The sequence below is a fragment of the Amorphus orientalis genome, assembly GCF_030814015.1.
GTDB lineage: Bacteria > Pseudomonadota > Alphaproteobacteria > Rhizobiales > Amorphaceae > Amorphus > Amorphus orientalis.
The window spans coordinates 33,417-47,154 of the sequence record NZ_JAUSUL010000007.1; the positions used below are offsets into that span (position 1 = coordinate 33,417).

The 13,738-nt window shown below is 66.6% G+C and carries 15 protein-coding genes; 4 read left to right on the top strand and 11 right to left on the bottom strand.

The annotated features are described in order from the left end of the window. The first annotated feature begins 20 nt into the window (after positions 1-20). Positions 21-1,031, top strand: a complete 1,011-nt coding sequence (locus J2S73_RS20740) for a LysR family transcriptional regulator (protein ID WP_306887610.1) — start codon at positions 21-23, stop codon at positions 1,029-1,031. Between the two features lie 134 nt (positions 1,032-1,165). Here the strand turns inward: J2S73_RS20740 and J2S73_RS20745 are convergent, their stop codons facing one another. Next, positions 1,166-1,348: a hypothetical protein gene (locus J2S73_RS20745; RefSeq protein WP_306887611.1), complete on the bottom strand. Its 183-nt coding sequence runs from the start codon at positions 1,346-1,348 to the stop codon at positions 1,166-1,168. Between the two features lie 407 nt (positions 1,349-1,755). On the opposite strand from J2S73_RS20745, the gene J2S73_RS20750 reads away from it, so the two are divergent. Beyond that, entirely contained in the window at positions 1,756-3,294 is a 1,539-nt protein-coding gene (locus tag J2S73_RS20750) for a DEAD/DEAH box helicase (protein WP_306887613.1), read from the top strand. Between the two features lie 194 nt (positions 3,295-3,488). After that, complete coding sequence (locus J2S73_RS20755; RefSeq protein ID WP_306887615.1) at positions 3,489-4,499, top strand: hypothetical protein; 1,011 nt, start codon at positions 3,489-3,491, stop codon at positions 4,497-4,499. A gap of 30 nt (positions 4,500-4,529) precedes the next feature. Here J2S73_RS20755 and J2S73_RS20760 read toward each other — a convergent pair whose 3' ends face one another. Then, positions 4,530-4,895 (bottom strand): TfoX/Sxy family protein, encoded by a 366-nt coding sequence (locus J2S73_RS20760; RefSeq protein WP_306887616.1) that lies wholly within the window; start codon positions 4,893-4,895, stop codon positions 4,530-4,532. A 56-nt stretch (positions 4,896-4,951) separates the two neighbouring features. Next, entirely contained in the window at positions 4,952-5,617 is a 666-nt protein-coding gene (tenA, locus tag J2S73_RS20765) for a thiaminase II (RefSeq protein WP_306887617.1), read from the bottom strand. 113 nt (positions 5,618-5,730) lie between these two features. On the opposite strand from tenA, the gene J2S73_RS20770 reads away from it, so the two are divergent. After that, positions 5,731-6,210 (top strand): AAC(3)-I family aminoglycoside N-acetyltransferase, encoded by a 480-nt coding sequence (locus J2S73_RS20770; RefSeq protein WP_306887618.1) that lies wholly within the window; start codon positions 5,731-5,733, stop codon positions 6,208-6,210. Between the two features lie 37 nt (positions 6,211-6,247). On the opposite strand, the gene sufA is transcribed toward J2S73_RS20770, so the two are convergent. The 8 genes from sufA to J2S73_RS20810 form a co-directional block, all read right to left on the bottom strand. Next, positions 6,248-6,622 (bottom strand): Fe-S cluster assembly scaffold SufA, encoded by a 375-nt coding sequence (gene sufA / locus J2S73_RS20775; protein WP_306887619.1) that lies wholly within the window; start codon positions 6,620-6,622, stop codon positions 6,248-6,250. A 40-nt stretch (positions 6,623-6,662) separates the two neighbouring features. Continuing rightward, positions 6,663-7,064: an SUF system Fe-S cluster assembly protein gene (locus J2S73_RS20780; RefSeq protein WP_306887620.1), complete on the bottom strand. Its 402-nt coding sequence runs from the start codon at positions 7,062-7,064 to the stop codon at positions 6,663-6,665. Between the two features lie 11 nt (positions 7,065-7,075). Then, entirely contained in the window at positions 7,076-8,323 is a 1,248-nt protein-coding gene (locus tag J2S73_RS20785) for a cysteine desulfurase (RefSeq protein WP_306887621.1), read from the bottom strand. A 7-nt stretch (positions 8,324-8,330) separates the two neighbouring features. Then, the gene (sufD, locus tag J2S73_RS20790; RefSeq protein ID WP_306887622.1) at positions 8,331-9,665 is read right to left on the bottom strand and encodes a Fe-S cluster assembly protein SufD; all 1,335 of its coding nucleotides are present in this window, start codon (positions 9,663-9,665) and stop codon (positions 8,331-8,333) included. Positions 9,666-9,676: 11 nt separating this feature from the next. Beyond that, positions 9,677-10,423 (bottom strand): Fe-S cluster assembly ATPase SufC, encoded by a 747-nt coding sequence (sufC, locus tag J2S73_RS20795; protein WP_306887636.1) that lies wholly within the window; start codon positions 10,421-10,423, stop codon positions 9,677-9,679. Positions 10,424-10,508: 85 nt separating this feature from the next. Then, a complete protein-coding gene (locus tag J2S73_RS20800) occupies positions 10,509-10,769 on the bottom strand; it encodes a hypothetical protein (RefSeq protein ID WP_306887623.1) in 261 nt (86 codons plus the stop codon). Between the two features lie 12 nt (positions 10,770-10,781). Further along, positions 10,782-12,302: a Fe-S cluster assembly protein SufB gene (sufB, locus tag J2S73_RS20805; RefSeq protein ID WP_306887624.1), complete on the bottom strand. Its 1,521-nt coding sequence runs from the start codon at positions 12,300-12,302 to the stop codon at positions 10,782-10,784. Next, positions 12,202-13,527, bottom strand: a complete 1,326-nt coding sequence (locus J2S73_RS20810) for a cysteine desulfurase family protein (protein WP_306887625.1) — start codon at positions 13,525-13,527, stop codon at positions 12,202-12,204. The genes sufB and J2S73_RS20810 overlap by 101 nt, the downstream gene beginning before the upstream one ends. Between the last annotated feature and the right edge of the window lie 211 nt (positions 13,528-13,738).

Here is a 13,738-nt window from a genome sequence, read left to right on the forward strand (position 1 = left end):
CAACGCTCGGTGCCATCTTCGTGTCCGACTTTCCGCCCGGATTTGATCTCAAGGCGCTCCGCGTCTTTCTCGCGGTCGTGGAGGCCGGTGGCATGACGCCGGCCGCGCAGCGGTTGGGGATGACCCAGTCCGGCGTGTCCCAGGCCGTCGCCGGACTGGAGCAGGCGCTGGGCACGGTCCTGTTCGACCGCTCCTTGCGTCCGCTGGCGCTGACGGCGGCGGGGACGGTTCTTCTGGAACAGGCGCGCGGCCTGCTCGCCGCGGCCGACGGCGCGGTCGCGACCGTCCGTGCCATCGACGCCCGCCCGCGCTCATCCATCACCATCGCCATGGCCGAAAGCATGGCCGGCACCACGGGGCCGCACCTCGTCCGCCGGCTCGAAAGCCTCGCGGAGCGCTGGCGGATCTGGTCGGGCCTGTCGCCCGATCACCACGAGGCGCTGCTTTCACGGGCGGTGGATTTCGTGGTGACGGCCGGCGACGAACTGGACGGGATCGAGGGTCTCGTCCGCCAGGATATCGTGACCGAGCCGTTCGTGATGGTGCTGCCCCGGGAGAGCGCCACATCGCCGGGCCGGTTCCCGGATCCCGACGCGCTCCCCTTCATCCGCTACAGCCTGCGCTCGACCATCGGTCGCCAGACCGAGCGGCAACTCAGCCGGCTTGGGCTCAGCCTGCCCAACCGGGCGGAGTTCGACACGGCGACCGGCCAGCTCGCCGCCGTCGCGGACGGGATGGGCTGGTGCCTGACCACACCGCTGTGCCTGGCCCAGGAACGCCACCGCCTGGATGCCCTGCATATCGCAGCCATGCCCAAGGGCGCGTTCACGCGCACGATCGCGCTGATCGGCCGCAGCGACGACGCGGTCGGTCTGGGCGACCGCATCGCGGGCGAACTGCGCCGCATCCTGAAAGACACCATCCGGCCGATGCTGGCAGAGGCGCATCCGACCCTCGGCGACACGCTGACCATCCACGAAAGCGCGCCCGACGGGCTCGTCGGACACGATAGGGAACGCGCAAACGAATAAGGGCCCGGATCCGACAGATCGGATCCAGGCCCCTCCCCCGCAGAGAGCCCCCTCTCCTTGGTCCCCACTTCGCCCACACAGTCCGTTCAGGCCCGATCAGGCGTTTCCGCCTGTTGGGCAAGGCGTTACAACAATCAGCCGCTCGTCGGCTCCCCGCACCGCTCGCCCGGCCGACAGCCGACACGCCCGCCGCTCCGGCGGCCGGCATCCTCCGGCTGAGCGCCGTTGGTCCGGGTCCCGCTCTGGCTGTCTGCGGAAATTCCGGCAAGGGCCATCAGCCTGGCGATCTCCCCCTGCACATCCCAATCGGCGCCCATCGCAACCTCCTCGCAGGATCCGGGAGAGCGAAATCTCGCCGTCCCCCAACCTCTGTGCCGGCTGCCCTGTGCAGACCCGGCATGACCCGTTAGACACCCGGGGCGAGCGATGATCTGTGACGCGGGTCACAAAGTGCGTGGTTCCGCGCGGGACGGCATGTCCGGGCCTTCAGGCAGGCGCGCTTGGTGCGTCTGGTTTCGGCCGGAGGATCGCCGAATCCGCCGGCCGCGCCCCCGGCGCCCTTCAAACCGGCGTTAATCTGTCGCGAAACCGCGGAAATTCCCGGTTTCACGTTGACAACACAGGCCAGATGATTAGGTAAACGGGTGATCCCAAAGAGCCGACGAAATGGTGCCGAGGTGTTTTTCTTCGGCGTAGCGGCAGAAAGTGGCAACGTCTTCCCATCATGAGTTTTGATACGCTCGGTTTGAGCGAAAAAGTGCTGAGCGCAATTCAGTCGGCCGGGTACACCCAGCCGACCCCGATCCAGTCGGGCGCGATTCCCCACGTGCTGGAACGCCAGGACGTTCTCGGTCTCGCGCAGACCGGCACGGGCAAAACAGCCTCTTTCGTGCTCCCCATGCTCACGCTCCTCGAAAAGGGCCGTGCGCGTGCGCGCATGCCGCGCACCCTGATCCTGGAGCCGACCCGCGAGCTTGCGGCGCAGGTCGAGGAGAATTTCACGCGCTACGGCGTGAACCACAAGCTCAACATAGCGCTCCTGATCGGCGGCGTTTCGTTCGAGGACCAGAATCGGAAGCTCGAGCGCGGCGCGGATGTGCTGATCGCCACGCCGGGCCGCCTGCTCGATCACAGCGAGCGCGGCAAGCTGCTCCTGCAGGGCATCGAGATCCTGGTGATCGACGAAGCCGACCGCATGCTCGACATGGGCTTCATTCCGGACATCGAGCGGATCTGCAAACTGCTGCCGCCGAGCCGTCAGACGCTGTTCTTCTCGGCCACCATGCCGAAGGAGATCCAGCATCTCGTCGACAAGTTCCTGTCCAATCCCGCGCGGGTCGAGGTGTCCAGGCCCTCGTCCACCGCGGAGAACGTCGCCCAGACGCTGGTCGCCGCCCGCGACGACCCGAAGGACAAGCGCGCCGCCCTGCGCCGGCTGATCGACGAAGCGACGGACCTGAAGAACGCGATCGTGTTCTGCAACCGCAAGCGCGACGTCGGCATCGTGTTCCGCTCGCTGGAACGCCACGGTCTGTCGGTTGGCGCGCTGCACGGCGATATGGACCAGCGTTCGCGGATGACGATGCTGGACAACTTCCGCAAGGGGAACCTGACCATCATGGTGGCGAGCGACGTCGCCGCCCGCGGTCTGGACATTCCCGAGGTGAGCCACGTCTTCAATTTCGACGTGCCGCACAGCCCGGAAGACTATGTCCACCGCATCGGCCGCACCGGCCGCGCGGGCCGGACCGGCGTGACCAAGATGATCGCCACGCCGGGCGACAAGAAGGCCGTCGCCAACATCGAGAAGCTGATCGGCAAGGAAATCCCCTGGGAAAGCGGCGCTCCGGCCGCCGCCGCCGAAGAGACGGCGGAGCCGGCGCAGAAGCCGAAGCCGAGCCGCAGGCGGTCTTCGTCGAGCGCGGCCAAGGACGAGACGTCTTCGGCCAAGTCGCCGGATACGGCCAAGTCTTCGGAACAGCCCAAGTCCTCGGACAAGTCCGGCTCGAAGGGCCGCGGCAAGTCCGGTGGCGGGTCCGCCTCGGGCGACAACAAGCCGCCGAAGACCGATCCGCCGCAGCCCAAGGGCCGTCGCGGGGGCAAGCAGTCGCAGGAGCCGGTGTTCGGCGAGAGCGAATTCGTGCCGGCCTTCCTGCTGCGCCCGGTGCGTCCCAGCCCGCCGACGGACAACACCGAGGACGACGCCGCGTCCGATGACGAGACCGGCAATTCGGAATCCCGCGACGAGGCGCTGGTCGAGTAAGACCGGGCTCTCCTGAATTCGACGGTTTCACGCCCCGGCCCCGTCCGGGGCGTTTTCGTTTGCGCGTCCTTAAGGCGGCTCCCGGTGCCGTCCGGACCCCGGTTAACCCCGGATTAACCGCGATCGGCAATTCTGCTCCCTGTCGTCGAAGGGCGCCGTACCGGCTGCCCGCATGCGCGTAGGGGACCGCAGCGTTGACCAGAGCCGCCATCGATCCGTCGATCACGCTTGCGCGGGCCGCGATCCAGGAGGCCGAACGGCGTGGCTTTTCCATAGACGCGGACACGTTCCGGGTCTGGTTCGCCTATGTGAGCGACGAGGACGAACTCGTCACCGCCTATATCGACCGCCTCGACGCCCGCGGCGACGAGGTCAGCCGGGACGACATCGAGCGGCTCGTCCAGCTTCTTCCGACCGATCCGCCGAAGGCCGCGCTGCCCCTCGCCTCTGTCGAGCCGGTTATGCCTGAGCCGGAACCGGAGGCGCCCCGGCCGACCGCAGCCGTCGTTACCGACATCGCCGAGGCGCGGCAGGCCCGCCCGGCGGCGACGCCGAAGCCCATGCCCGCCGAACCGGCCGAGGATCCGGTTTTCGCGGACGAGCCGCGCCAGCGGACCACGACGCCGTTCGACAAGCTGGCCGATCTTCCCAACCGCCACGCCTTCTCCAAGGACGTCCGCCGGCGCTGGCTGCATCCTGAGTCCAAGCGCGGCCCCCAGACCATCTTCCTGTCCTCCTGCCGGCGCGCGGGAGACACGATGCCGGCCGAAGGTCGCGACCATCTGGTCACGCCGCTTCAGGCGGTCATGCTGGTCGCGCTGACCCGGGTCTTCGAGAAGCTCGGGACCGTCTACCGTTACGACCCCCAGACCATCGCCCTGATCCTGTCGGGGGTGAACCTGCGCCAGACGGTGTCGATCGCCGAAGCCGTCCGCCGGAGCCTGGAAGCCAAGCGGGAGCTGGCGGAAAGCTGTGGCGGCGGCACGGTGCTGTTCTCCTCGGCCGCCGTCTCGCTGATGGCCAACGAAGACCCGGCCAAGGCGCTGGCCCTCGCGGGACGCTGCCTGTCCACGGCGATGAGCTTCGACGACAGTCGGGTCGTCTGCGAGACCGATCCGGTGATGCAGCCGCCTGCCGCCGCCACCGGCGCCGAGCGGCCGATCGTCGACCAGTACGCCCGCATCCGCCAGCTGCTTCAGAGCTGATTCGTCCGCATCGACGCGGAGCGAGACCGGTCAGCGGATCTCGGACGCAGTCTTCTTCTTTTTCGGCTTCTTCTTCGCGTTCGCCCGGATGGCGGCGGCAACGGCCTTTTCAGCCCATGTCCGGAACGCATCCGGATCGTCGATCGCCTCCTCCGGCAAACGCCAGTAGGACATCACGACCGGCGAGCGGTCCTTGGCGACATAGGTGAAGGGTTCCGAGCCGGCCGCCTCGAACTCGGGTACGGTTTCCGTGTCGGTCTTGAGGTAGACGGTCCCGTAGGCGACCAGCGCGATCATCAGGCCGTCGTAATAGACGCCCTGCCCGCCAAACATGTTGCGCACGCCGACCGGGCCGAGCGGCGCGAAGAGATCCTCTATGTAGTCGGTTTCGAGCATGCGCCACCTCGTCCGGCTTCGCGAACGGACATGATGCCGTCCGGACGCGCGGCCCGCTACTCCGCGAGCGTCAGCCCCATCTCCCAGAAATCGGCCTCCAGCCGGGTCGCCTGGCGGAACAGGTCGACGAGGGCCGGCCAGCGCGCCTCGGTGAGGCGGTCCGCCGCCAGCCGGTCGAGCTGGTCCCGCGCCGCCTGGGCCGCCTCCTGGAAGCCCTCGCCGGAATATTCCGCGATCCACTCCCGATACGGATTGTCCGGCGACAGGCCGCCCGGCAGGGCCGCCAGCGCCGTGCCGATCTCGGCATAGCCGATCATACAGGGCGCCAGGGCCGTGTAGAGGTCGAGAAGGTCGCCGCTCATGCCGGCCTCGAGGACCAGGCGCGTGTAGGCGACGGTGGCCCGCGCCTCGACGGCGCTCTCCAGGTCGGCGGCCGACAGGCCCCAGCGCTCCGACAGGCGGACATGGAGATCCATCTCGGTGTCCACGATCGCCGAGACGCCTGCAGAGGCCGCCTTCAGGTCGGCAAGCGACCGCGCCTTGTAGCCGGCGAGCGCGTAGGCGCGGGCGAACTGGATGAGAAACAGATAGTCCTGAACGAGATAGTGCCGGAATGCCGGCTCCGGCAGCGTCCCGTCACCCATTCCGCGCACAAAGGGATGACCGACATAGGCGTTCCAGTCATCCGGGACAGCCGCCTTCAGCCGCTCGAATATTTCCATACGATACCGTCCGGTCTGTGGCGTCTCGATAGGTTGAACGACCCCGCGCCGGCCCCACTTATGTCCTGCGCAAGCTTATAAAACGGATCGGCGGGGAAGATCGGAGATCAGGTATGAGCGGTCAAGACGAGTCCGGGTCTCCCGACTTTTCCGTCCACCGGCTGGGTGCCGACGAGGTGCGGACGCTGGTCGATCTGAACGCCATGTTCGCCGAGGTGTTCGACGACCCCGAAACCTATGCGAAGCGCCGGCCGAGCTCGGACTACCTTGCCGATCTGCTCCGCAAAGAGCACTTCATCGCCCTTGTCGCGACGGACGGGGGACGCGTGATCGGCGGGCTCGCCGCCTACGCTTTGCAGAAATTCGAGCAGGAGCGAACCGAGGTCTACATTTACGATCTGGCGGTGGTACCCGACAGACGCCGGGAAGGGATCGCAACCCGTCTCTTAGAGGCCCTGAAGCCCATCGCCCGGGATCTGGGGGCCTGGGTCATCTTCGTCCAGGCCGATCACGGGGACGAACCCGCGATCGCCCTCTACGAAAGCCTCGGCGTCAGGGAGCGTGTTCTACACTTCGACATCCCTGTGTCCTGACCGGCCGGTTGCGGGCGCACCCGGCCCCGTCGGATGATCAGGCGTCCTCGAGAGAGGCCGGCTTCAGCTCGACGGATTCGCCGCAGCCGCAGGCCGACACCTCGTTGGGGTTCTCGAACACGAACCCGGTCCTCAGCTTGTCGACCTTGAAGTCCATCCGGGTGCCGAGCAGAAACAGCACTGCGGAGGGATCGACGAACACGGTCACGCCCTTGTCCTCGACACGGTCGTCGCCCGGGCTCGGCTCCTCGACATAGTCGAGCGTGTATTCCATGCCGGCGCAGCCGCCCTTCTTCACGCCGATCTTGAGACCGGCGACGGGCTTGTCCGCGTTCTCGATGATCTCGCGCACCCGGTCCGCTGCCGCGTCGGTCAGCGTGATCACCTGGGGCTTCGGTCTCGCTTGTGCCATTGCCAAATCTCCAGCCGTAACGGCTTCAACTCGTCTCAGCCTACATGAAGAAGTCGAGCGCCACCCGGGCCTCGTCGGACATGCGGCTCGGATCCCAGGGCGGATCGAACACCATCTTCACCCGGACGTCGCCGACGCCCTCGACGGTGGCCACGGCATTCTCGACCCAGTGGGGCATCTCGCCGGCCACCGGACAGCCGGGAGCCGTCAGCGTCATGTCGATGTCCACGGTCCGATCATCGTCGATGTCGATCCGGTAGATCAGTCCAAGCTCATAGATGTCTACCGGAATTTCCGGATCGTAGACGGTCTTTAGAGCGGCTATGATGTCGTCTGTAATGCGGTCGAGTTCTTCTTGCGGAATCGCGGACGCCGCTTTTGCATCCGTCGTCCGTTCATCGACGACCGCAACATCGCCGGACTGAAGTGTGTTTTCATCCATACCGGCTCTCCTCATACGAAGAATCTATGGGCCTTCTCGATGCCGTCCGCAAGGCGGTCCACCTCTTCCAGCGTATTATAGAGGCCGAATGAGGCACGGCATGAGGCCGCCACGCCGAGCTCCGCAAGCAGAGGTTCGGCACAGTGTGTGCCGGCTCGCACCGCGATTCCCTCCCGGTCGAGGATGGTCGCGACATCGTGAGCGTGGGCGCCCTGCATGTCGAAGGAGAAGATCGCCGCCTTGTCCTTCGCGGTGCCATGCAGCCGGATCGAGTTGATCGCCGACAACCGCTCCTGGGCATAGTCCCTGAGGCGCGCCTCGTGGGCGCCGATCCGGTCGCGACCGATCATTTCCAGATACTCGAGGGCAGCCCCGAGCCCGATCGCCTGAACGATCGGCGGCGTGCCGGCCTCGAACTTGTTGGGCAGATCACCATAGGTCACCCGGTCCCGGGTGACGCTCTCGATCATCTCGCCACCGCCCATATAGGGCGGCATCGCCTCCAGATGGGCGCGCTTGGCGTAGAGCACGCCGATGCCGGTCGGGCCGTACAGCTTGTGGCCGGTCATGGCGTAGAAGTCGCAGTCGAGGTCCTGCACGTCGACGGGCATGTGAACGGCCGCCTGGCTGCCGTCGACCAGCACCGGAATGCCGCGGGCGTGGGCGATCTCGACCACCTGCTTGATCGGAACCGCCGTGCCGAACACGTTCGACATGTGGGTCAGCGCGACGATCTTCGTGCGCTCGGTCAGTGCCTCTTCGAACCGCTGCAGATCGAACGACCCGTCCTCGTTCACGTCGACCCATTTCAGCACCGCGCCGCTGCGCTCGCGGTGGAAATGCCAGGGCACGATGTTGGAGTGGTGCTCCATAATCGACAGCACCACCTCGTCGCCCTCGCCCAGCACCATGCCGCCGTAGCTGGACGCCACCAGGTTGATCGCCTCCGTGGTCGAGCGGGTGAAGATGATCTCCTGGCTGGACGGCGCATTGAGGAACGCCGCCACCGTCTCGCGCGCCTCCTCGTAGGCCTCCGTTGAGGCGTTCGCCAGCGTGTGCAGGCCGCGATGGACGTTGGCATAGTCGTTGGCGTAGGCGCTCTGGATGCGTTCCAGCACGTGGACCGGCTTCTGGGCCGAGGCCGCGTTGTCCAGATAGGCAAGCTGCTTGCCGTGGACTTCCCGCATGAGGATCGGGAAATCCCGCCGCAGCACTTCGACGTCGTAGGGCGTGGCGGAAACGGGATAGTCGTCGATCATGTCACTCTCACTCCGCGTGCAGGGCGGCCCGGATGCGGGCGGCGAGCGCGGGCGCAACGGCGCTGTCGCCGAGCCCCTCCACGGCCTCGATCAGGAACGATTCGATCAGAAGCCGTTCCGCCTGGTGCTTGGGTACCCCACGCGAGCGCAGATAGAAAAGCGCGTCCTCGTCGATCTGCCCCGAGGTCGCCCCATGGGCGCACTGCACGTCGTCGGCAAAGATTTCGAGTTCCGGCTTGTTCACCGCTTCCGCCTCGTCGGAGAGGAGGAGCGCGTTGGACATCATCTGGGCGTCGGTCTTCTGGGCATGCTGCCAGACATTGATCCGACCCTGGACGATCGCCTTGGCCGTATCGTCGACCACGGAGCGGAAGCGCTCCCGGCTGACGCCGTTCGGCACCTTGTGGTCCAGCACCAGCGTCGCATCGGAATGCTGCTCGCCGGTCAGGAAGGTCGCCGTATCGAACGCGGTCTCGGTGTCCTCGCCGTCGATCCTGGCAAAGAGCTGGGACCGGGACAGCCGGGCGCCGAGCGTGACCGTCAGATGGTTCACCCGGGCAGCCTCGCCGACAGCCACGGTCGTGGTGCCGACATGGGTCGAGACAGTGGTCTCCGCCTGAAGCTTTGCCCAGGTCACGCGGGCGCGCGGCGCGACGCACAGCTCGATCGCGGCATTGGTGACGTTGGCGGCTTCGCCCCGCCCCTCATGCCGCTCCAGGAAGGAGACCGACGCCCCTTCGCCGACGAAGACGGCGTGACGCGGCATGGTCGTGACCGCATGATCGGAGGTGACGACGTGCAGGATCTCGATGGGACGCGCGACGCTCGCTCCGGCTGCCACCTCGATCACCACGCCGCCTTCGAAGAGCGCCGTGTTCAGTGCCAGCATGGGATCGTCGACCTGGGCCGCGAGCGACCCGATCCGTTCCATGCGCGGATCGGCCTTCCCCAGAAGATCGGCGAAGCCGGTGACGGAAACCGCCCCGTCGAGGGCATCAAGATCGGATGCCTCGGCCACGAATCGGCCATCGGCGATCACCAGCCGGACCGGCACGGTATCCGTATCGGCGAGCGCCGGCACGGCTTTGACGGCCGCATCGACCGCGGCGCTGTCGGGCCGGTCGGCGGCGGGCGGCAGGGTGCGCAGCGTGGCGCGCAGATCGGTGTACTTGTAGGCCTCGACCCGGCGATGAGGCAGACCCTGGCCGCTGAAGCGGTCAAAGGCCTCCGCCCGCTGGGCCCCGATCGCGCCTTCGGCGGACCGGCTTTCGGCCTCCGCGGCGAACCAGTCGACCAGCGCCGTCTCCGCGGCGGTCCGGTTGGCGTCAGTCTGTTCGGACATCTGCGCCTCCCTCACGCGGCCTCGACATAGTCGGCATAGCCGCGCGCTTCGAGTTCCAGCGCAAGCTCCTTGCCGCCGGTCTTCACGATGCGTCCGCCGGCGAGCACGTGCACCACGTCCGGCACGATGTGCTCCAGAAGCCGCTGATAGTGGGTGATGACGATGAACGAGCGGTCGGGGGAGCGGAGCGCGTTCACGCCTTCCGCGACGATCTTGAGCGCGTCGATGTCGAGGCCGGAATCGGTTTCGTCGAGGACGGCGAGCTTGGGGTCGAGGACCGCCATCTGCAGGATCTCGTTGCGCTTCTTCTCGCCGCCGGAAAAGCCGACATTCACCGGCCGGCGCAGCATCTCCTGGCTCATCGACAGCTTCTCGGCCGCCGCCTTGACCCGCTTCATGAAGTCCGGCGTGGACAGCTCGTCCTCGCCGCGTGCCTTGCGCTGCGAATTGATGGCCGTCTTCAGAAAGGTCATGTTGGCCACGCCCGGCACCTCGATCGGATACTGGAACGCCAGGAACACGCCGGCCGCGGCCCGCTCCTCCGGCTCCAGCTCCATCAGGTCGACGCCGTTGAACAGGATCGAGCCCTCGGTGACCTCGTAGTCGTCGCGGCCGGCCAGCACGTGGGACAGCGTCGACTTGCCGGAGCCGTTCGGCCCCATGATCGCGTGCACCTTGCCGGCCTCGATCGTGAGGTCGACCCCCTTCAGGATCTCCCGGTCCTCGACGGTCACGTGCAGGTTCTTGATCTCAAGCATCGTCATCTTTGCATTCCGTTCGTTTTGGACCGTCGCGCCGCTCAAAATCCCATCGCGCGGCAGCGTCGGTCGATAGAAACAAGGGCTAGCGCCAGCGCCATTCGCCGTCGGTCTTGGCGCGGGCCAGAGCCAGAAATCCACCGCTCCAGATCACCAGGAAGCCGAGCCAGATCGCCGTCACCGCAATCGCCGTCGCCGGGCTGGAGGCCAGCATGGCCGCGATGTGGGCCAGGACGGACAGGAGGACGCCGGCAATGTAGACCCCGGTCGCCGCCCAGCCCTTCCAGTTCACCGGCCACGCACCGTAGCCCCGCACCTTCGGCCTGAACCAGAACTCCGGATCCATCGTGCAGCGGCCTTAGCCTACCGACCCCTCCAGGCTCACCCCGATCAGCTTCTGCGCCTCCACGGCAAACTCCATCGGGAGCTGCTGGATGACGTCCTTGACGAAGCCGTTGACGATCAGCGCGACCGCCTCTTCCTCGCCGATCCCACGGGAGCGGCAGTAGAACAGCTGGTCGTCGGAGATCTTCGAGGTGGTCGCCTCATGCTCGAACTTCGCGCTCGCCGTCTTGGCCTCGATATAGGGCACCGTGTGGGCGCCACACTCGCTGCCGATCAGGAGCGAATCGCACTGGGTGAAGTTGCGCGCGTTCTTCGCCCGCCGGTTCGCCTGGACGAGACCGCGGTAGGTGTTCTCCGACTTGCCGGCGGCGATGCCCTTGGAAATGATCCGGCTCGACGTGTTCTTGCCGAGGTGGATCATCTTCGTTCCGGAATCGATCTGCTGGTGCCCGTTGGAGATGGCGATCGAGTAGAACTCGCCCCGGGAATTGTCGCCGCGCAGGATGCAGGACGGATATTTCCAGGTGATCGCCGAGCCGGTCTCCACCTGGGTCCACGAGATCTTCGAGTTCGCGCCGCGGCAGTCGCCGCGCTTGGTCACGAAGTTGTAGATCCCGCCCTTGCCGTTGACGTCGCCGGGATACCAGTTCTGCACCGTGGAGTACTTGATCTCCGCGTCGTCCATGGCGATCAGCTCGACCACCGCTGCGTGAAGCTGGTTCTCGTCGCGCTGGGGCGCCGTGCAGCCTTCCAGATAGGAGACGTACGAGCCCTTGTCGGCGATGATCAGCGTGCGCTCGAACTGGCCGGTGTTCTGCTCGTTGATGCGGAAATAGGTCGACAGCTCCATCGGGCAGCGCACGCCCGGCGGCACGTACACGAACGACCCGTCGGTGAAGACCGCCGAGTTCAGCGTCGCATAGAAATTGTCGGTGATCGGCACGACCGAGCCGAGATATTTGCGCACCAGATCCGGGTGCTCGCGGATCGCCTCAGAGATCGAGCAGAAGATCACGCCGGCCTTGGCGAGCTCTTCCTTGAAGGTCGTCACCACCGAGACGGAATCGAACACCGCGTCGACGGCCACCTTGCCGTAGGGGTTGTCGCCGGCCGCTTCATCGAGGGTGCTCGCCTCGCCCTGCTTGCGGACGCCGGCCAGGATCTCCTGCTCCTTCAGCGGGATGCCGAGCTTCTCGTAGGTGCGCAGCAGCTCCGGATCGACCTCGTCCAGGCTCTTCGGCGCATCCGACGACGATTTCGGCGCCGAATAATAATAGAGTTCCTGGAAGTCGATCTTCGGATAGCTCACGCGCGCCCACGTCGGCTCATCCAGCGTCAGCCAGCGCTGATAGGCCTCCAGACGCCACTGAAGCATCCAGTCGGGTTCGCCCTTCTTCGCCGAGATGAAGGCGATGATGTCCTCGTTGAGGCCCTTAGGCGCCTTGTCGGACTGAATGTCCGTGACGAACCCGTACTTGTACTTGTCGATGTCGATCGACCGAACCTGATCGATCGTTTCCTGCACTGCCGGCATCAGTCTCTCCATCCATGGCGGGTTCAAGGCCCGCTGGTTGTCGAAGACGGTCTGAATGCGGCTCGGGTTGCCCCGTCTGCCGCGCGAAACGCTGGCGCAGCTTGCGCCAGACGGAAATGAACTGTTCGACCTCGGCTTCCGTGGTCGACGGGCCCAGGCTGATACGCACCGCGCCGCGGGCCAGATCCCCGGGCACGCCCATCGCCGCGAGGACGTGGGAGGCGGCCACCTTGCCCGACGAGCAGGCCGCTCCGGAGGAGACGGCCACGCCGTCGAGATCGAGGGCGATCACGGCGGTCTCGGCCGTCATGCCCGGCACCGCGAGACAGCTCGTGTTTGCAAGCCGCCCGGCGTTGCGTCCGAAGACCACCGCATCGGGACACATAATCATGACGTCCCGCTCCAACCAGTCCCGCAGGCGGCGGATCTCCCCTGCGCGGACGACATCCGACATCGCCTCGCGGGCCGCAACCCCGAACGCGGCAATCGCCGGCATGTTCTCGGTGCCGGCGCGGTCGCGACCTTCCTGGCCGCCGCCGGTCAGGAGCGGCGCGATGCGCAGTCCCGGACGAACGCGAATCACGGCTCCGGCGCCACGTGGCCCGCCGATCTTGTGGGCGGACAGCGTCAGGATGTCCGCGCCCGTCGTGGCGGCCGGGATCGCTTCGCGCCCGGCGACCTGCACGGCATCCACGTGAAGCACGCCGCCGGCCGCATGGACCCGGTCCGCGGCTTCCGCGACCGGCTGAAGCACGCCGGTCTCGTTGTTGGCCGCCATCAGCGAGACCAGCATCGGGCCGTCCGCATCCGCCAGCGCAGCGTCCAGCGCGTCCAGATCGAGGCGTCCGTCCGCGTCCACCGGCAGGACGGACACGGCCTCGGCCGGGAAGCGTCCGCCGGCGAGAACCGACGGATGTTCGATCGCCGACACCAGAAGGCGGGAGAACCGGACCGGCTGTCCGTCGATTTCCATCTCCGGCGACAGCGCGGTGACGTTCGCCTCGGTGCCGCCGCTGGTGAAGGTGACCGCATCGGCCGCCGTGCCGGCGAGATCGGCGACCGCACGCCGCGCTTCCTCGATCCGGGCGCGCGCGGCCCGGCCCTCGGCATGAACGGACGACGGGTTGCCGAGCACGGACAGGGCATCGACCATCGCCTCGCGCACCGCCGGCTTCACCGGCGCGCCTGCGTTCCAGTCGAAATAGATCCGGCTTGCCGCCGTCATCCGTGTCCCCGATCGTCCGGAAAAATCTTGCATTGGCTCCGCGAGCTGTGGATAACCCGCGCACCCTGACCCCATTTGCCCGGAGCGAACCGGATCTTTGTCCCCGCTCTCGAATTCGAATGGTTCCAGATTAATTTAAGTGTAGGAAGGCGACCCTTGCCGTCAAGATTTTCCTGCTTTTCGGCCCGCTTGCCTGCCTTGCCCTGCAACC